Origin of the sequence: Gordonia malaquae NBRC 108250 (assembly GCF_000344135.1) — a bacterium.
In the GTDB taxonomy this organism is placed as follows: Bacteria; Actinomycetota; Actinomycetes; order Mycobacteriales; family Mycobacteriaceae; genus Gordonia; species Gordonia malaquae.
This window is the reverse complement of record NZ_BAOP01000002.1, coordinates 42,548-61,972: the sequence shown is the minus strand read 5'-3', so window position 1 is coordinate 61,972 and position 19,425 is coordinate 42,548. Positions and strand designations below refer to the sequence as shown.

17 protein-coding genes are annotated in these 19,425 nt (G+C 66.8%); 15 read left to right on the top strand and 2 right to left on the bottom strand.

Annotated elements, in window-relative coordinates; translation table 11 throughout:
* The first annotated feature begins 12 nt into the window (after positions 1-12).
* On the top strand, positions 13-1,485 hold the full coding sequence (gene ahcY / locus GM1_RS01035; protein ID WP_008375899.1) for an adenosylhomocysteinase: 1,473 nt from the start codon (positions 13-15) through the stop codon (positions 1,483-1,485).
* 77 nt (positions 1,486-1,562) lie between these two features.
* On the opposite strand, the gene GM1_RS01030 is transcribed toward ahcY, so the two are convergent.
* Positions 1,563-2,198, bottom strand: a complete 636-nt coding sequence (locus tag GM1_RS01030; RefSeq protein WP_008375898.1) for a dTMP kinase — start codon at positions 2,196-2,198, stop codon at positions 1,563-1,565.
* A 111-nt stretch (positions 2,199-2,309) separates the two neighbouring features.
* On the opposite strand from GM1_RS01030, the gene mtrA reads away from it, so the two are divergent.
* From mtrA to GM1_RS00960, 14 genes are all read left to right on the top strand, one after another.
* Complete coding sequence (gene mtrA / locus GM1_RS01025; protein WP_040519223.1) at positions 2,310-2,987, top strand: MtrAB system response regulator MtrA; 678 nt, start codon at positions 2,310-2,312, stop codon at positions 2,985-2,987.
* A complete protein-coding gene (gene mtrB, locus GM1_RS01020; RefSeq protein ID WP_008375896.1) occupies positions 2,984-4,594 on the top strand; it encodes an MtrAB system histidine kinase MtrB in 1,611 nt (536 codons plus the stop codon). Before mtrA ends, mtrB begins: the two co-directional genes overlap by 4 nt.
* Positions 4,591-6,318 (top strand): LpqB family beta-propeller domain-containing protein, encoded by a 1,728-nt coding sequence (locus tag GM1_RS01015; protein ID WP_008375895.1) that lies wholly within the window; start codon positions 4,591-4,593, stop codon positions 6,316-6,318. The genes mtrB and GM1_RS01015 overlap by 4 nt, the downstream gene beginning before the upstream one ends.
* A 64-nt stretch (positions 6,319-6,382) precedes the next feature.
* Positions 6,383-7,075, top strand: coding sequence for a ComF family protein (locus GM1_RS01010; RefSeq protein ID WP_008375894.1), 693 nt, complete (start codon positions 6,383-6,385; stop codon positions 7,073-7,075).
* 221 nt (positions 7,076-7,296) lie between these two features.
* Positions 7,297-8,031: a ribosome hibernation-promoting factor, HPF/YfiA family gene (hpf, locus tag GM1_RS01005; RefSeq protein ID WP_008375893.1), complete on the top strand. Its 735-nt coding sequence runs from the start codon at positions 7,297-7,299 to the stop codon at positions 8,029-8,031.
* Between the two features lie 178 nt (positions 8,032-8,209).
* Positions 8,210-10,960, top strand: coding sequence for a preprotein translocase subunit SecA (gene secA / locus GM1_RS01000; RefSeq protein ID WP_008375891.1), 2,751 nt, complete (start codon positions 8,210-8,212; stop codon positions 10,958-10,960).
* Positions 10,961-11,019: 59 nt separating this feature from the next.
* Positions 11,020-11,961, top strand: coding sequence for a DUF808 domain-containing protein (locus tag GM1_RS00995; RefSeq protein ID WP_008375889.1), 942 nt, complete (start codon positions 11,020-11,022; stop codon positions 11,959-11,961).
* The gene (locus tag GM1_RS00990; protein ID WP_223291405.1) at positions 11,940-12,458 is read left to right on the top strand and encodes an Rv3235 family protein; all 519 of its coding nucleotides are present in this window, start codon (positions 11,940-11,942) and stop codon (positions 12,456-12,458) included. The genes GM1_RS00995 and GM1_RS00990 overlap by 22 nt, the downstream gene beginning before the upstream one ends.
* A 23-nt stretch (positions 12,459-12,481) precedes the next feature.
* Positions 12,482-13,906 carry a wax ester/triacylglycerol synthase family O-acyltransferase gene (locus GM1_RS00985; protein WP_008375887.1) on the top strand — a complete coding sequence of 475 codons (1,425 nt, stop codon included), beginning with the start codon at positions 12,482-12,484 and terminating at the stop codon, positions 13,904-13,906.
* A 12-nt stretch (positions 13,907-13,918) separates the two neighbouring features.
* Positions 13,919-14,422 (top strand): DUF6912 family protein, encoded by a 504-nt coding sequence (locus GM1_RS00980; protein ID WP_008375886.1) that lies wholly within the window; start codon positions 13,919-13,921, stop codon positions 14,420-14,422.
* An 83-nt stretch (positions 14,423-14,505) separates the two neighbouring features.
* A complete protein-coding gene (locus tag GM1_RS00975) occupies positions 14,506-15,099 on the top strand; it encodes a mycothiol transferase (RefSeq protein WP_008375885.1) in 594 nt (197 codons plus the stop codon).
* A gap of 90 nt (positions 15,100-15,189) precedes the next feature.
* On the top strand, positions 15,190-16,302 hold the full coding sequence (locus tag GM1_RS00970; protein WP_008375884.1) for a ferredoxin reductase: 1,113 nt from the start codon (positions 15,190-15,192) through the stop codon (positions 16,300-16,302).
* A 73-nt stretch (positions 16,303-16,375) separates the two neighbouring features.
* Positions 16,376-17,638, top strand: a complete 1,263-nt coding sequence (locus GM1_RS00965) for a fatty acid desaturase family protein (RefSeq protein WP_008375883.1) — start codon at positions 16,376-16,378, stop codon at positions 17,636-17,638.
* A gap of 9 nt (positions 17,639-17,647) precedes the next feature.
* Positions 17,648-18,853 carry a fatty acid desaturase family protein gene (locus GM1_RS00960; protein WP_008375882.1) on the top strand — a complete coding sequence of 402 codons (1,206 nt, stop codon included), beginning with the start codon at positions 17,648-17,650 and terminating at the stop codon, positions 18,851-18,853.
* Between the two features lie 13 nt (positions 18,854-18,866).
* Here GM1_RS00960 and GM1_RS00955 read toward each other — a convergent pair whose 3' ends face one another.
* Entirely contained in the window at positions 18,867-19,424 is a 558-nt protein-coding gene (locus tag GM1_RS00955) for a TetR/AcrR family transcriptional regulator (protein WP_008375881.1), read from the bottom strand.
* Position 19,425: the final 1 nt, after the last annotated feature.

Sequence of the window (19,425 nt, the reverse complement as noted above, 5' to 3'; positions counted from 1 at the left end):
GAGAGGGATCAGATGACCGCGCCTTCGGACGCTTTGACCAGCGAGACCATCAACGGGATCGAGTTCAAGGTCGCCGACCTGTCGCTCCACGAGTACGGCCGCAAGGAGATCCGCCTCGCCGAGCACGAGATGCCCGGCCTCATGGAGCTGCGCCGCGAGTACGCCGACGTCGCGCCGCTCAAGGGCGCCCGCATCTCCGGTTCGCTGCACATGACCGTGCAGACGGCCGTCCTCATCGAGACCCTCACCGCGCTCGGCGCCGAGGTCCGATGGGCGTCGTGCAACATCTTCTCCACCCAGGACCACGCGGCGGCCGCGATCGTCGTCGGACCGCACGGCACCCCGGAGGAGCCCAAGGGCGTCCCGGTGTTCGCGTGGAAGGGCGAGACGCTCGAGGAGTACTGGTGGGCGGCCGAGCGCATGCTCACCTGGGACGGCGAGCCGGCCAACATGATCCTCGACGACGGCGGTGACGCCACCATGTTGGTGCTGCGGGGCGCGGAGTTCGAGAAGGCGGGCGTCGTCCCGCCGGTCGACGACAGCCACCCGGCCGAGTACAAGGTGTTCCTGGAACTGCTGCGCCGCTCGCTCGCCGAGGACGCAGGCAAGTGGACGGCCGTGTCGGAGTCGGTGCAGGGTGTCACCGAGGAGACCACGACCGGTGTCCTCCGCCTTTACCAGTTCGCCGCCGCAGGCGACCTGAGCTTCCCGGCGATCAACGTCAACGACTCGGTCACCAAGAGCAAGTTCGACAACAAGTACGGCACCCGCCATTCGCTGATCGACGGCATCAACCGCGGCACCGACGTCCTCATCGGCGGCAAGAAAGTGCTGATCTGCGGCTACGGCGACGTGGGCAAGGGCTGCGCCGAATCGCTCGCCGGGCAGGGTGCACGGGTCCAGGTGACCGAGGTCGACCCGATCAACGCACTGCAGGCGCTGATGGACGGTTTCGACGTCGTGACTGTCGAAGACGCGATCGCGAACGCCGACATCGTCATCACTTCGACCGGCAACCTCGGCATCATCACGTTCGATCACATGAAGCAGATGAAGAACCAGGCCATCCTGGGCAACATCGGCCACTTCGACAACGAGATCGACATGGCGGGCCTCGAGTCCGCCGAGGGCCTCACGCGCATCAACATCAAGCCGCAGGTCGACCAGTGGGTGTTCCCCGACGGCAAGTCGATCATCGTGCTGTCCGAGGGGCGCCTGCTGAACCTCGGCAACGCGACCGGCCACCCGTCGTTCGTGATGAGCAACAGCTTCTCGAACCAGGTCATCGCTCAGATCGAGCTGTGGACCAAGAACGACGAGTACGACAACGAGGTGTACCGCCTCCCCAAGCACCTCGATGAGAAGGTCGCGCGCATCCACGTCGAAGCTCTCGGCGGCACGCTGACCAAGCTCACGAAGGAGCAGGCGGAGTACATCGGCGTCGACGTCGAAGGACCGTACAAGCCGGAGCACTACCGCTACTGACCCCGACGAGGGTTTCCGAGGTGTTCAACGACAAACGAGGCACGCATGCGTGCCTCGTTTGTCGTTGAACACCTCGTTCAGGAAAGCAGCGACATGACCGCGGCGACGGCGTCGTCGTCGGCGGCGTGCGACCAGTCCGACATCCAATTCGCGGACGCGAGATCGGTGTAGGCCGCATAGACCGCCGACTGCAGGTCGCCGTCGCGTTCGTAATGGTCGACGGGACGGTCGGCGTCGGACGCGGCCCGGCCGGAGGCGCGTGCCATCGCGACCTCGGGCGGGACTCCGAGCAACAGTTGGTGGTCTGGCACGGGGACCCGGAACCGACCGAATTCGAGATCGGACACCCAGTCGACGACGGAGGACGACTCGATCTGCTCGCCGAGCCTGGCCGCGCTGTAGGCGGCGTTCGACGCGACGTACCGATCGCAGATGACCAGGTCGTGCTCGCGACACGCGGCCTTCAACGCCGCGCCGGCCGCCGCGCGGTCGAGGGCGAACAGCAGCGCCATCGCGTACACGCTGTTCCGCAGGTCGCCGTGCGCGCCGTGCAGGGCTTCGGAGGCGAGGTCGGCAGTGATCGATTCGCCGTATCGGGGGAATGTGAACGTCGCCGTTCGTGCGCCGCGCTCCTGCGCGGCCGCGTGAATGCGCCCGACAATCGTCTGCTTGCCTGCTCCGTCCAAGCCCTCGATCGCCACCAGAATGCCCACGCGGCACAGTGTACGACCCGATCGGCGGCCCGTGCCGGAGGCGAGGGCCGGGCCGGGCCGGTGCGTGTCGGAACCCCACCGGCGGCGCGGGAGGTGACACCATTGATCCTCATGAAGCCACGCGTCCTGGTCGTCGACGACGACGCCGCCCTCGCCGAGATGCTGACCATCGTGCTTCGCAACGAGGGATTCGAGCCGTTTGTCGTCGGTGACGGGACGCAGGCGCTGACCGCGGTGCGTGAAGTGCGCCCCGACCTCGTCCTGCTCGACTTGATGCTGCCCGGCATGAACGGGATCGACGTCTGTCGGGTCCTGCGGGCCGACTCGGGTGTCCCGATCGTCATGCTGACCGCCAAGTCGGACACCGTCGACGTAGTCCTCGGCCTCGAGTCCGGGGCCGACGACTACATGGTGAAGCCGTTCAAGCCGAAAGAACTCGTCGCACGCATCCGCGCTCGACTCCGGCGCACGGAGGACGAGCCCGCGGAACTCCTGTCCATCGGCCCCGTCGAGATCGACGTCCCCGCCCACAAGGTGACCCGCGACGGCACGATGATTTCCCTGACCCCGCTCGAGTTCGATCTCCTCGTCGCTCTCGCCCGCAAGCCTCGCCAGGTGTTCACCCGCGACGTGCTGCTCGAACAGGTGTGGGGATACCGACATCCGGCCGACACCCGCCTGGTGAACGTGCACGTTCAGCGTCTCCGCGCGAAGGTGGAGATCGACCCGGAGAATCCCGAGATCGTGCTCACGGTGAGAGGAGTCGGCTACAAGGCCGGCCCGCCATGAGCGGTCGCCGCCGGTTGAACCGGCTCGTCATCAGCACCCAACGCGCGGCTGGCTCGATCGGCCGCGCGTTCGGTTCGCTGTGGTCCCGTTCGCTCCAGTTGCGGGTCGTCGTGTCGACCCTCGCGTTGTCATTCGTTGTGCTGCTCATCCTCGGGTTCCTGCTGATCAGCCAGATCACCGGCCGACTCCTGGACGCGAAACAGGCCGCGGCCACCGAAGAGGTCGACCGGGCACGCGGCATCGTCGAACGCGTGCTGTCATCGAGCGACACCAACTCGTCGCCGCAGAACGCGATGGCCAGGGCGCGCTCCCTGCTCTCCGACAGCGATGCCGAGTCGGGGTCCGGGGCCTCGGGGATCGGCACCTTCGACAGCGTGCTCACCGTCAGCAAGAACGGCGCCGTGAGCGACGAACTGTCGGTCGGTCCGGTCCGAGAAGTGCCGAAGGGCCTGCAGTCGATGGTCGGAGGCGGGCAGGTCGCGTACCAGTACACCTCCGTCGAGCGGAACGGCGAGACCGTTCCGGCGCTCGTCGTCGGCACACCCGTCGAGACCCCGATGCAGGGCCTCGAGATGTACCTCGTGTTCCCGCTGTCCGGTGAGCAGAACACCGTCAACCTGGTCCGTGGAACTCTGCTCGCAGGCGGAGTGGTCCTCCTCGGCCTGCTCGCGGCGATCGCCTGGCTGGTGTCGAGACAGGTGATCGCACCGCTGCGCGCGGCATCGCGGATCGCCGTCAGGTTCGCCGACGGCCGCCTCGCCGAACGCATGCCGGTGCACGGCGACGACGAGTTCGCGCGACTCGCGGTCAGCTTCAACGACATGGCCGAGAGCCTGTCGAAACAGATCACGCACCTCGAGGAGTTCGGCGGGTTGCAGCGGCAGTTCACCAGCGACGTCAGCCACGAACTGCGCACGCCGCTGACCACCGTTCAGATGGCCGCCGACATCCTCTATGAGAGCCGCGACGACTTCGAACCGATGCAGCGACGGTCCGTGGAGCTGATGTCGAAAGAGCTGGAACGCTTCGAGATGCTCCTCACCGAACTCCTCGAGATCTCCAGGCACGACGCGGGCATGGCCGATCTCGCCGCCGAACGGATGGACATGGCCATCCCGATCGACGGCGCGGTCTCCACCGTCACGCACCTCGCCAAGGAGTCGGGCACCGAACTCGTCATCAACCTGCCGTCCGAGCCGGTGTTCGCCGAGATCGACCCGCGGCGCGTCGAACGAGTCCTCCGCAACCTGCTGGCCAACGCCATCGACCACGGCGAGCACAAGCCGATCACTCTCACGATGCGCTCCGACGGGGACGCGGTCGCCATCACCGTGCGCGATCAGGGCATCGGCCTGCGACCAGGTGAGGAGAAGCTCGTCTTCAACCGGTTCTGGCGATCCGACCCGTCGCGGGTCCGCCGGTCCGGCGGCACGGGCCTCGGGCTGGCGATCAGCATCGAAGACGCCAGGCTTCACGCGGGCAGGCTCGAAGCGTGGGGGGAACCCGGGGTCGGCTCCTGTTTCCGATTGACGCTGCCCCTCGTCCGCGGACACAAGCTTCTCGGCAGTCCATTGCCGTTGAAACCGTCATCGGAGGTCCAGCGATGATTCCCCGTCGGCGCAGGATCGCAGCGTTGCTCCTGGTCTTGGCGACCCTGTTGACGGGTTGTGTGGCGATCCCGGACGATTCGGCGCCCCAGCCCATCGAGGCTTTCAGCCGTAAGGACCCGTTGAACGCGGTGCCCGTGCCCCGACGGTCGGACGATCCCGAGACGCTGGCCCGCAATTTCGTGCGCGCGATGGCCGATCCGACCGCGGGACACAAGGCCGCCCGAAAGTACCTGACCGCCGCGACGTCGGCGAAGTGGGACGACCAGGGAGACATGACGATCGTCGACAACGTCAGCGTGGTGGTCGACGAACGCACGGAGAGCGCTGTCCGTCTCCGCATCACCGCGGACCAGGTCGGCACCCTCAGTTCCGCCGGTCAGCTCCTGCCTGCGTCCGGGACCATGGTGATCCCGCTGTCGATGGCCAGAACGGCGTCAGGATGGCGGATCAACGGCGATCTCCCACGGGGAGTCATTACCGACAACGCCCAGTTCCTCACCGCCTACCGCCGTGCGGACCTGTACTTCCCCGACCGCACGATGAAGCGCCTCGTGACCGATCCTCGCTGGACGTTCGGCCCGACTCCGCAGGCGAGCGACCTGGTGACCCTGCTGATGCGCGGCCCGTCGCCCGATCTGTCAGGCGCCGTCGGCACCGGCGCGGACAAGGGGGCGACCCTGGCGGCGCCGGTCACGACCGACTCGGACTCGGTCACCGTCGACCTCGGGAACGTCGCCGACACGGACACCGGCAACCGGACGGTCCTCGCGGCGCAGATCGTGTGGACCCTGGACGCCGCCGGGATCAGTGGCACGTACAACATCAACGCCGACGGTGCGCCTCTCGTGGCCGACCAGGACGGCGGTTGGCGGACCGCCGACGTCAGGTCCTTCGAACCCGATGCCGAACAGACCACACAGCCCGTGCTTCATCTCATTCGCAACGGAGCGCTGGTGAGGTCGACCGGACAGCGTTACGTGACCGTTCCGGGACCGCTCGGCACGGCGCGCGATGTCCGCCTCGCCGCCATCACCGGCGATCTGAGCCGGACGACAGCCGTCGTTCAACGTGGGGATCGGCAATTCTTGGTGGAGGGGCCGTACGGTGCGTCGACCGCGGACGTGACCTCGGGCAGAACGATCACGTCACCGTCGTTCGGGGCGGGCGGCGCCATCGGCTATGCGATCGTCGACGGCCGACCGGTCCAGTGGTCACGCGATGCCAACGGTGTCGCCAGGTCTGGTCTCATCGATGTGCGCGCGGTCTCCGACGCCGCGCCCGGGGAGATCACGTCGATGAACGTGGCGCCCGACGGAGTGCGCGTGGCGCTTGTCGTCGGCGGCAGGCCGATGCTGGCGGTGGTGTCGACCAACGAGCGGGGTGTGCCGTCGTTGACCGGGGTCCGGCCCGCGGCCATCGACATCGACACTCCCGTTCTTGACGTCACGTGGGCCACGTCGAGTGTGCTGTACGTGATCCGCAGCGGCGACGACACGCCGGTGATGCGGATCTCGATCGCGGGCGGTGCGTCGTCAGGTCTTGTCGGAGGCAATCTGAAGCCTCCGCTGAGCGCGATCGCGGCGTCGTCCCGCAGTGTCTTCGTCACGGACTCCCAGGGGGTGCTGCAACTCGGCACGGACTCGTCACGCCCGGACCAGTACTGGACGAGCGTCGGGACGTCGATCCCGGCGGGCACGGTCCCGGTGGTTCCCGCGGGCTGACCGACCGATCCCGCCTGTGGACACCGAGCCTGACATTTCGGGTCCGGTCGGTCATGCTGCAGGGATGGGTTGGCCTGCGAGCCGGGTGCGGCAGATCGCGCTGGCGGTCGGAGATCTCGCTGTGCCTCTGGTGTGCGGTGGCTGCGGCAGGCCCGGCACACAGTGGTGCCCGCGCTGCGCGGCCGCGCTCGTCGACGCGCCGCGGGCGGTGCACCCGCGGTGTGAACTCGATGTCCCGGCATGGTCTGTCGGTCGGTACGACGGCCCGCTCCGCGCCGCGATCCTCGCGCTCAAAGAGCACGGCAGGCGCGACCTCGCGCCGATACTCGGCGACGCCCTCGCGTCCGCGCTGATCGTGCTCGCCGACTGGGGCGAGCTCTCCGGGAGCGGTGCACTGGTGTTGGTGCCCGCACCGACCCGGGCCGCGTCGGCCCGTCGGCGCGGCGGAGACCCGGTCACCCTCACCGCGGAGGGCGCGGTGAGTCGCCTCGGCGACCGCGTGCATGTGACCGCACTGCTTCGCAGCGGCCACTTCACTCGCGATTCCGCGGGGCTGAGTGCCGGGGCGCGGTCGTCCAATCTCGCGGGTGCGGTGACTCTGACCGGCCGACCGCCGCGGGCCATGCGAGAGGGGCGAACGGTCACGGTGCTCGTGGACGACGTCCTCACCACCGGAGCGACTGCGGCCGCGTCGGTCCGTGTGCTGCGTCGTGCCGGAGTCCACGTGGCCGCCGTTGTCGTCTTGGCGAATGCATAAGGGCCGACGTTCGGCTAAAACGTGGCCGGGCGGGGAGTTTGCGGATACCTTCGGAAGTGGCAGTGATGAACGTGAGATGCCGGGAGGTGAACACTCGCTGACATAGCAGCGACACTGCCGCGCGCACGGGTTTCACGCAGCGGATCCTGCAGTGCGCCAAGCGAATTGGTATCCCATCTCGGGCGCTGGTCCGATGGGAGCTATCTGAGGAGGAACACGATATGACGGTTGTTCACCGCAAAGGTCAGCGCGAGCCCAAGGGCCCGGAACCTCAGAGTCGAGAAGAACTGGCGGCCGCCTTCACGCCGCCGGCGAACTCCACCGACGCAGGCGAACTCGCCGAGCCTCGAGCCGATGTCTCCTGGAACGGCAGGAACGTGGAGATTCCCGATCACTTCCGCAGTTACCTCGGCGACAAACTCTCCCGCCTCGAACATTTCGACGACTCGATCTACCGGTTCGACGTCGTCCTCTTCCACGAACCGAACCGGCGCCAGGCCAAGCAGAGTCAGGTCGTGGAAGTCACAGGCATCGGACGCGGACCGATCGTCCGCGCACAGGGCAGCGGTGAGAACTTCTACGCCGCCACCGAACTCGCCTTCGACAAACTCCACAAGCGACTGCGTCGCTCCAAGCGGCGCAAGCAGGTCCGCAAGGACGGACAGCGTCGGGCCACCTCGCTCGCCGAGGCCACCGCGGACGCACTGCCGCCGTTGCCCGAGGTGACATCAGTGAACGGCGTCGACCCGTGGGACGACGGACTCGACGGTCACCAGCCGGGGCAGGTGGTTCGCGTCAAGGATCACCCCGCCGTCCCGATGAGCGTGGACGACGCGCTCTACGAGATGGAACTCGTCGGACACGATTTCTTCCTGTTCCACGACTCCGAGACCGATAAGGCGTCGGTGGTCTACCGTCGTCACGCCTTCGACTACGGCCTCATCCGACTCGCGTAAACCGCGCGCTCACTCTGCCGCCCCCGCCGATCGGCGGGGGCGGCAGAGTGCTGTTCCGGTGACGTGTGCCATGCCTTCGGGTGTCCGCTGCGTATCATGGGACCAGGTCTGTCCGGTCCACCGTCCGACGGCGGGTGGGGCCGACGGAGAACTCGACCGCCTATCAAGAGGATTACCGTTGCTCAACAAGCTGCTCCGACTCGGCGAAGGCCGTCTGGTCAAGCGACTGGATTCGTACGCGACGAGCGTGGAAGCGCTCTCCGACGAGATGGAAGCCCTCAGCGATGACGAACTGCGCGGCAAGACCGAGGAGTTCCGCGGTCGGCTCGAGAAGGGTGAGACTCTCGACGATCTTCTCCTCGAAGCCTTCGCAGTGGCCCGCGAGGCGGCCTGGCGTGTCCTGGACCAGAAGCACTTCCACGTGCAGATCATGGGTGGCGCGGCGCTGCACTTTGGCAACATCGCCGAGATGAAGACGGGTGAGGGCAAGACCCTCACCTGTGTGCTGCCGGCCTACCTGAACGCACTGTCGGGCAAGGGCGTCCACGTGGTCACCGTCAACGACTACCTCGCCAAGCGTGACGCCGAGTGGATGGGCCGCGTGCACCGCTTCCTCGGCCTCGAGACGGCCGTCATCCTCACCGGGATGTCGCCCGATCAGCGTCGGGTCGCGTACGCCGCCGACATCACGTACGGCACGAACAACGAGTTCGGCTTCGACTACCTGCGCGACAACATGGCGCACTCGCTCGACGACCTCGTGCAGCGCGGGCACAATTTCGCCGTCGTGGACGAGGTCGACTCGATCCTCGTCGACGAGGCCCGTACGCCGCTCATCATCTCCGGCCCCGCAGACTCGTCGAGCAAGTGGTACGGCGAGTTCGCTCGCATCGCGCCGCTGCTGGAGAAGGACGTCCACTACGAGGTGGACATCAAGAAGAAGACCGTCGGCGTCCACGAGGCGGGTGTCGCATTCGTCGAAGACCGTCTCGGCATCGACAATCTCTACGAGCCCGAGAACTCGCAACTCGTCGGCTACCTGAACAACGCGATCAAGGTGAAGGAACTCTTCCACCGCGACAAGGACTACATCGTCCGCAACGGCGACGTGATGATCGTCGACGAGTTCACCGGACGTGTCCTCGACGGCCGCCGCTTCAACGAAGGACTGCACCAGGCGATCGAGGCGAAGGAGGGCGTGGAGATCAAGGCCGAGAACCAGACCCTCGCCACGATCACGCTGCAGAACTACTTCCGCCTGTACGACACTCTGTCCGGCATGACCGGTACCGCCGAGACCGAGGCCGCCGAGTTCCAGCAGATCTACAAGCTGGGCGTGGTGACGATCCCGACGAACCGCGTGATGGCCCGCAAGGACCGCGCGGACCTCATCTACAAGACCGAAGAGGCCAAGTTCGACGCCGTCGTCGACGACGTCGTCGAACGCCACCGCGAAGGCCAGCCCGTGCTGATCGGCACGACGAGCGTCGAGCGGTCCGAGTACCTGTCGCGCAAACTCGCCGAAGCGGGGGTCGACCATTCGGTCCTGAACGCCAAGTTCCACGAGCAGGAAGCGCAGATCGTCGCCGAGGCGGGCCGCCTGAACGCCGTCACGGTCGCGACGAACATGGCGGGTCGAGGAACGGACGTCGTTCTCGGCGGCAACCCGGACGTCATCGCCGACACGCGCCTGCGCAAGGCCGGACTCGATCCTGTCACCACGCCGGAGGAGTACGAGGCGGCGTGGGACGAGGCGATCGACATCGCCCGCAAGGCCGCGGCGTCGGAGGCCGACGAGGTGCGTGAGGCAGGCGGCCTGTACGTGCTCGGCACGGAGCGCCATGAGTCGCGCCGCATCGACAACCAGCTGCGTGGGCGTTCCGGCCGCCAGGGCGACCCGGGCGAGTCCCGCTTCTACCTGTCGCTCGGCGACGAGCTCATGCGTCGCTTCAACGGCGCCGCGCTCGAGACCATCATGAACCGCGTCAATCTGCCCGAAGACGTGCCGATCGAGGCGAAGATGGTCACCCGAGCCATCCGCAGCGCTCAGACGCAGGTCGAGGAGCAGAACTTCGAGATCCGCAAGAACGTCCTCAAGTACGACGAGGTCATGAACTCGCAGCGCAAGGTGATCTACGGTGAGCGGCGTGAGATCCTCGAGGGCGAGGATCACCGCGAACAGATCCGCACGATGGTCGGTGACGTCGTCGGCGCGTACGCCGACGGTGCGACGGCCGAAGGATACGCCGAGGACTGGGATCTCGAGACCCTGTGGACGGCGCTCAAGGAGCTGTACCCGATCACGCTCGACTACAAGGACGTCGTCGGTGAGACCGACGAAGGCGACCGCGACGACATCTCGCGCGACGAACTGCGTGAGAAGCTCGTCGACGACGCGCTCGCGGCCTACGACAAGCGCGTCGAGGAGATCGTGGGCGTCGCAGGCGACTCCGGCATGGCCGACCTCGAGCGTTCGGTGCTGCTGTCGGTCCTCGACCGCAAGTGGCGCGATCACCTCTACGAGATGGACTATCTCCGCGAGGGCATCCACCTGCGGTCGATGGCGCAGCGCGACCCGGTGGTCGAGTACCAGCGCGAAGGCTACGACATGTTCACCGCGATGCTCGACGCGATGAAGGAGGAGACGGTTTCGATCCTCTTCAATGCTCGGGTGGAACTGCAGGCGCCCGCGCCGGCCCTCGGAACGTCGGTCAGCGACATGCTGTCCGGATTCGGCGGAGGAGACGACGCCGACGACGAGGAGGCTCGCACCTTCAGCGGTCCGGGCGAGGACGGTGTCGCCGAGATCCTGTCGCAGGCACAGGAACTCGCCGGTGCGGCGCCCGCACCGGCCGCTCCTTCGACGCCCGCCGCGGGCAGCCGCCGTGAGCGTCGCGAGGCCGAGCGCCGCGGTCGTCGTCGCAAGTAACGAATGTCAGGTGATGCCCGGCAGCGGAACTGTCCGCTGCCGGGCATTACTGTTAGTGCATGAGTGGAGGACTGGCGGCACTGCTGGACGACATCGCGGTGTTGGCGAAGATGGCGGCGGCATCGGTCGACGACGTCGCGGCGGCAACCGGCAAGGCGAGTGCGAAGGCGGTCGGCGTCGTCGTGGACGACACCGCGGTCACACCGCGTTACGTGCACGGTGTCCGGCCGTCGCGTGAACTGCCGATCATCGGGAAGATCGCCAAGGGTTCGCTCCGCAACAAACTGCTGATCATCCTGCCGGTCGCGCTGATCCTGAGTCAGTTCGTCCCGTGGCTGCTCACTCCGATCCTGATGCTCGGCGGAACATACCTCTGCTACGAGGGGGCCGAGAAGATCTGGGAGCTGGTCTCCGGTCACGGCAAAGCCGAGTCGACCACCGACGAAGTCGGAGCCGATCAGGAGAAGACCGTGGTCAGCGGTGCGATCCGAACCGACTTCATCCTGTCGGCCGAGATCATGGTCATCGCCCTCAACGAGGTGTCCGATGAGCCGTTCGTGATGCGCACCGTCGTCCTCGCGGTGGTCGCGATCCTCATCACGATCCTCGTCTACGGCGTCGTCGGCGTGATCGTGAAGATGGACGACGTCGGCCTCGCCCTCGCCAAGCGGGAGACCTCAGCGGTCGCCGCCACCGGGCGCGGCCTCGTCCGGGCGATGCCCGTCGTGCTGTCGACGTTGAGCGCGGTCGGCATCGTCGCGATGTGCTGGGTGGGCGGCCACATCGTCCTGGTCGGCGCCGATGAGCTCGGCTGGACGTCGCCGTACGGCATCGTCCATCACATCGAAGTGTGGTTCCACGATCTGATTCCGGCGATCGGGAGCGTGATCGGATGGATCGCGAACACCGCGTCGTCGGCGATCTTCGGTGTCGTCTGGGGCGGCCTGGTGGTCGCCGTTGTCCACGGCATCCCGTGGCCGTGGCGTCGTACCGCGCACTGACCGGTCTTGCCGCGGCGCGTCGCGGAACTCTGCACGGCGTGTCGTGCGTCCAACCTTGTATGAACACCATCGAGTTGCGGCCCGCCCCGGAGTCGTCGGGGCCGAGTGCCACGGCGACGCCCGCCCAGGTCGCGCAGTCTGCCCGTGTGGCAGTGATCGGCGCGGTCCAGCGCATACTCGAGGTGCTCGACGGTCGGCGGCCGTGCGAGCACGTCTCGGCAACCGTGTCGGCGGAGGTGTTCGGGCAGGTCGCCGTCGCGCTCAAGAAGCGGGAGGCGCAGACGGCGCGGGCCCCTGCCCGTGGTGTGGCGGTTCGACTCCGACGTGTGCACCTGCAGATGCGGTCCGCACGAGCCGCCGAGTTCTTCGGGACCGTGGAACGCGGCGGTCGGATGCACGCCGTCGCCGGCCGGGTGGAGCTTCGGCCGCTGCTGCTGCCCGGACGGATGCGTCGTCCCGAAGTGCACTGGGTGCTCACCGAATTCGGCCTGATCTGAGGCTCGCTACACTCAATCGCATCATGGTGAAACGACTGTCGGCGGAAGACGCGATGTACTACTTCCTCGACGGGTCGGGGACCAGCGCGCACATGGGTTCGCTGCTGGTGGTCGATCCGTCGGCGGCGGCCGATGGAGCTCGGCTCAACTACCATTCCCTGGTGTCGCTCGTGGAGCGCAGGCTCCAATTGATGCCGCGCTACCGCCAGGTCGTCAAAGAGGTCGCGCTCGGGCTCGGGCGGCCGCTGTGGGTGGACGACCCGGACTTCGACGTCAACTTTCACGTTCGACTCTCGGCACTGCCGAACCCTGGTTCGATGGGACAGCTTCAGGAGCTGATCGCGCGGATCATGTCGCGTCCGCTCGGCCGGGAGCGGCCGTTGTGGGAGATGTACCTGATCGAGGGGCTGTCGGGTGGGCGCGTCGCGGTGCTCACGAAGTCGCATCGCTGCCTGGTCGCGGGGGAGGCGAATCGGGAGATCGGCGAGGTCGTGTGCGACACGGGCGTCGTGCCGCCGGAACTGGCCGAAGACCTGTGGATGCCGGGGTCGCCGCCCGGTCAGGCATCCATGACTGTCGGAGCCCTCGCCGACGCGATGGCGCGCCCCGGTGAACTCGTCGACTCCCTGCTCCGCGGCAACGGCCCAGTGGCCGACATCTGGTCGGTCGCCGACAAATCCGCTCGATTCGTGGCGTCCACCGTCCAACAGGTCGTCAACACTGCGCCCGACAGCCCGTTGAACTCGGTGACGACGTCGTCGCGGCTGTTCGCGTGCGCGCAGGTCTCGCGCCGAGACTGCATGAAGATCGCGACCCGGTTCGACTGCACGTTCAACGACGTCGTGCTCGCGGTGCTCGCCGGCGTCCTGCGCAGATGGACGCTGTCGACGAAAGACACTGTGACGCACGGCGAGACGATCCGGGTGATCGTCCCGCTTCGGGCGCGAGAAGCGGACGTCGCCACGACCGGCCCGGGGCACTGGGTCCCCGAGTACGAGCCTGAGTTCGTCACCGATCTCCCGATCGGCGAGGACTCGCCCGCTGTCCGGCTCATGCAGGTGGCCGGGCTCGCCGACCGCTACTCGGGCTCCACACGCAGACTCGCACCGGAGATGAAGCCGTTGCTCCCCGAGCTGGGGATGGTGCCGTTCGCGGATTTCTCGACGCGGGCGTTCTCCCAGATCTTTCAGCGGACGTACAACGTGCCGATCTCCATGAGCGACTCGGTGTCACAGCGCTATCTCGCCGGTCACCCGGTGGAGGAGATCTACACGATCCCGACCCTCGCGGCGCAGCGCGCGATGGCGATCAGTGTCAATGAGTACGGTGGGGCGGTGCAGTTCGGCTTCGTCGCCGACCGCGCGGTGGTGTCCGATCTGCCTGCGATGGCAGGCTACACCGCTGAATCGCTCGACGAGCTGCTGACCAGCGGCCTTCCCCAGGATTGATGAGGAGTACCGATGCGGGTGTATCTGCCGGCGACGCTGGCCATGATCGTGGACCTGACCGCGGGTGACGACGGGTTCACGCCGGTCGGCGGAACCGGCTTCGCGGTGACGCCGTCACTGCGGGAGGCCTACACGTCCGGCGACGACGAAGAGCTCGGCGAAGTCGCGCTCCGCGAAGCGGCTCGCGCGTCGCTGCGACTGCTGTCGTCGGAGGACACCGGTGATGCGCCGCTGCCCGCGCGTCGCGTCGTGGTGGTCGCTGACGCGGACGCCACCGTGCGGCCGGACCTCGACGACGCCGTTGTGCGCTTGTCCGCGCCTGTCGCCGTCGGCGACATCGTCGCCGTGCACATCGACGGCGCCGCAGCTGAGCCCGCAGTTGTCGCCGCGGTCGCCGCCGTCGACGCGGCCGATCTCGGCGACGAGGACGCGGAACTGACGATCGGAGACGTTGAAGACCACGACCTCGGTTGGTACGCGACACAGGAACTTCCGTTCCTCCTTGAACTCCTCTGACAGAAGCGGACAGAAACTGACCGCATAGTTCGTCACACTGAGTGGGAACCTCAACAGGGGCCACCACAACTCAGGAGGACGCCATGTATGCACCCGCTCAGGACAACGAGATCACCGGACTGGCCAACTACATCGATCAGCAACTCGACGCCATCCGTGCAGCGGCTTTCGGTCTCACCGAAGAGCAGGCCTGGGCGACGCCGTGCCGGAGTGCTCTCTCGGTGGCGGGAATCATCAAGCACGCCGAGTACGGCATGCGCGGCGGGGTGAACCGACTGACGTCCGGCCCCAGCGACTACGCTCTCGACGAGGCTGGATTCGCCGCCTACCTGGGGAGTTTCACCGCGGCCGACGGCGAGTCGGCGTCCGACGTCATCGCTCGCTTCGACGCCACGCGAGCGGAGTACCTCGACGTCGTCCGCAGCGTAGACCCCGATGCGGACTCGGTCGAGCCGCCCGCGCCGTGGGACGGGGTCTTCGACGCTCGCCCGATCAAGGTCCGGTACTACCTGGCGCACCAGGTGGAGGAGTACGCGCGCCACGCAGGCCACGCCGACATAATCCGCGAGCAGATCGACGGCCAACCGGTTCCCGGGCTGGTGCTGTCGCTGGCCGGTGCTCCGGCCAACGACTTCTTCGCTCCATTCCATGCAGCGCCCGGAACGCTGCTGTCGTGACGTCCGTTCGCCCTCTGCGCGTCGAACCGCTAACCTACGGGAGCGTAAGTTAGGAGTTCCGGGGGACCGGAACCGGTAGAGGAGACGAACATGGGCTGGCGGGAACGTTTCGAGGCACCGGTCGCGGGAGTCGCGGGCGGAAAAGGCGGGAACTGGGTGCGGGCCGCGGTTGCGCGCGTGACCACGCCGCTGCTGCCGGACGACTATCTCCACCTGGTGAATCCGCTGTGGTCGGCCCGCGAGCTGCGCGGCCGCGTGGTCTCCGTGACGCCGGTGACCTCGGACAGTGCGACGATCGTGATCGCTCCCGGCTGGGGCTTCTCGTTCGACTATCACCCGGGGCAATACATCGGGATCGGCGTGCAGAAGGGCGGTCGTTGGGCGTGGCGGTCGTACTCGCTCACCTCGGAGCCGGACAGCTCGGTGGCCGACCGTACGGTGGCGATCACCGTCAAGGCGATGCCGGAGGGCTTCCTGTCGTCGCATCTCGTGAGCGGTCTGACGCCGGGCACGGTGGTCCGGCTCGCCGCTCCAGCCGGTGAATTCGTCCTGCCCGACCCGCTCCCGGAGAAGCTGCTCTTCGCGACGGCCGGCAGTGGCATCACCCCGATCATCTCGATGCTGCGGACGATGGCCCGTCGTGGTCAGCGGGTGGACGCGGTGCTGGTGCATTCGGCGCCGGAGGAGTCGGACGTCTTGTTCGCCGATGAACTCCGCGGCTACGCCGACGCCGGGCTCATCGACCTGAAGCTCCGACTGACCCGGACCGACGGGCGCGTGGACGCGACCGCATTCGACGATCTGGTGCCGGACTGGGCGGAGCGTCAGACGTGGGCGTGCGGGCCGAGTGGATTCGTCGACATGCTGACCGGACTCTTCCACGACGGCGGCCGCGAGGATCGACTGCACGTGGAGCGCTTCGCGCTGGAACGCGGCGCCGCGGGTGCGCAGGGCGGCACTGTCACCTTCGGGCGTGGTGGTAAGACGATCGAGGTCGACGGCGCGTCGACTCTGCTTGAGGCGGGCGAAGAAGCGGGCGTGCTGATGCCGTTCGGCTGTCGAATGGGAATCTGCCAGAGCTGTGTCGTGATGCTCGACAAGGGATGTGTTCGCGACCTCCGAACGGGTGTGGAACACGTTGAAGGGGAACGGATTCAGACGTGCGTCAGTGCGGCTGCGGGGGACTGCACGCTCGACGTGTGACACGTCACTGGACAACTTACGGACGCGTAACCTACGATTGCGTAAGTTAGTTTCCATCACGAGAGGAGTTGCCGTGGCCATCGCCGACGTACCCGAGTACGCGCACCTGACCGACGCCGACGTGGAGGCGCTGCAGGCCGAACTCGACGCCATTCGCGCCGACATCGAAGCCGACCGCGGTGAACGCGACGCGCGCTACCTGCGCAACACGATCCGTTTCCAGCGTGGTCTCGAGTTCACCGGACGCCTCCTCACGGTCGGCGCCCGCAAGCGTTCGCTGTGGTGGGCCGGCGCCGCGACCCTCGGCGTTGCGAAGATCGTCGAGAACATGGAACTCGGCCACAACGTGATGCACGGCCAGTGGGACTGGATGAACGACCCGGAGGTCCACTCGACCTCGTGGGAGTGGGACAACACGGGCCCCAGTGCCCATTGGAAGCACACGCACAACTTTGTGCACCACAAGTACACGAACGTGCTCGGCATGGACGACGACGTGGGCTACGGCCTCCTCCGCGTGACGCGCGACCAGCGGTGGCGGCCGTTCTACCTGGGCAACCTCGTGTACAACACAGCGTTGGCGCTGTTCTTCGAATACGGTGTGGCCGCGCAGCACCTCGAACTCGGCAAGAAGCGCAAGACTCCCGAGGCCAAGGCAGAGCTCAAGCGGAACTTGCGCGACGTGGGCCGCAAGATCGGTCGACAGGCGGGTAAGGACTACGTGCTGTTCCCGGCGCTCGTCGGGCTGGCGACCCGCTCGCCCGAGGCTGCTCGGAAGACCGCGACTGCCAATCTGCTCGCCAACGTCATCCGCAATGTGTGGACCAATGCCGTCATCTTCTGTGGTCACTTCCCGGACGGTGCGGAGAAGTTCACCAAGGCCGACATGGACAACGAGACGCAGGGTCAGTGGTACCTGCGGCAGATGCTTGGCAGCGCCAACTTCCGATCGGGTCCGGTTCTCGCGTTCATGAGCGGAAACCTGTCGTACCAGATCGAGCACCACCTGTTCCCGGACCTGCCGAGCAACCGGCTCGCGGAGATCTCCGTTCGAGTGCAGGCGATCTGTGCCGAGTACGACCTCCCGTACACGACGGGCTCGTTCCCGGTTCAGTACGCGAAATCGTGGCGAACGATCGCGAAGCTGTCGCTCCCGAACAAGTATCTTTCCGCTACCAGCGATGATGCGCCGGAGACTGCGTCGGAGCGCCGGTTCCGGGCGGACGGTCAGCCTCGACTGGTGTCGTCCATCGATGAGGCGACAGGACGACGTCGTGGACTCAAGACGGCGATCGTGGACAGCCGCGCGCGCCGCAAGGACCGTACCAGCGCATAATGGGGCCTGATGGCGATCTCGGATATCAATGAGTATGCACACCTGACCGACGCGGACGTCGAGGCGCTCGGCGCCGAACTCGACGCTCTGCGCCGGGAGGTGGAATCGAGTCTCGGCGAGCGCGACGCGCGCTACCTGCGACGCACGATTGCGGCCCAGCGCGGGTTGGAGTTCCTCGGGCGAGTCGCGCTTCTCGGAAGTCACCGTCGGTCACTGTGGTGGCTCGGCACCGGCGCGCTGTCGGCGGCCAAGATCATCGAGAACATGGAACTCGGCCACAACGTGATGCACGGCCAGTGGGACTGGATGAACGATCCCGAGGTGCACTCCACGACGTGGGAGTGGGACATGGTGTGCGCGTCGCCGCATTGGAAGCACTCGCACAACTACATTCACCACAAGTACACGAACGTGCTCGGCATGGATCACGACGTGGGCTACAAGATCCTGCGCGTGACCCGCGACGAGCCGTGGGAGCCGCGTCGCGCGTTCCAGCCGTTCTTCAACATCATGCTGGCCACGACCTTCGAGTGGGGCATCGCCCTCCACGACCTCGAGCTCAAGGAGGTCATCGCCGGCCGCAAGCCGATGGAGACCGCGCGTCCGGAGATCCGCAAGTTCGTGCACAAGGCCGGTCGCCAGATGGCCAAGGACTACGTGCTGTTCCCCGCGGCGTCGGGCCCGAACTTCGTGCACACGTTGAAGGCGAATCTCGCCGCGAACTTCATTCGGAACCTGTGGGCGTACGTCGTGATCTTCTGTGGTCATTTCCCCGACGGAGCCGAGAAGTTCACGATGGAGACGCTGGAGAACGAGACGCAGGGACAGTGGTACCTGCGGCAGATGCTCGGCAGCGCGAACTTCGAGGCAGGGCCGGCGCTGGCGTTCATGAGCGGCAACCTATCGTACCAGATCGAGCACCACTTGTTCCCGGATCTGCCGAGCAACCGATACGCCGACATGTCGGTGCGAGTCCGCGAACTCTGCGACAAGTACGACCTCCCGTACAACACCGGGTCGTTCACCATGCAGTACCTGCGGACGCTGCGCACGATCAACAAGCTGGCCTTGCCCGACTGGATGCTCACCGCGACCACCGACGACGCTCCGGAGACGGCGTCCGAGCGTCGTTTCGACTCGATTCAGCCTCGTGCTCGCGGTCTGCGGACCGCGATCGCGACCCTCAAGGAACGTCGTCGCGCCGCTAAGGCGTGAGGGCCGGGCAGTGTCAGTCGTCGACGTCCGCGTCGAGTGACGCGAGGACGAGTCGGCGGAGTGCGGGAAGCGCTGCGGCGGGGTCGGTCCCGTCCTCGATCGCGGAGGCGATCACCTCGTTGAAGCCGGAGACGAGGAACATCGCGGCGATCGGAGTCGCGGATTCGCCGTCGATGTGCGATGTGACCAGGTCGGCGAACCGCGTGAGCATCTCGCGCCGCTGACGCATCCCGGCTGCGCCGAGCGCGGGAAGCTCGCGGTGCAAGGACAGAGTGATGCCCGGTGCGGCAGCCGCGACCGTGACGAAGGTTCGCAGCGCGCGTTCCACCCGGTCGTCGAGCGGAGCGTCGGCCACCGCGTCGAATGCGGCTCCGACCGCATCGACCATCGTCGTGTTGATGTGATCGGCGAGGGCGAGATAGCAGGAATCGCGATCCGGGAAGCTCTCGTAGAACGTCCGACGTGAGACCCGTGCCCGACGAACGATGTCGGCGACGGTGGTCGCGGAGTAGCCGCTCTCCTCGACTTCGGCGGCGAGCGCTTCGAGGATTCGCATGCGGTTGTCTGTCATC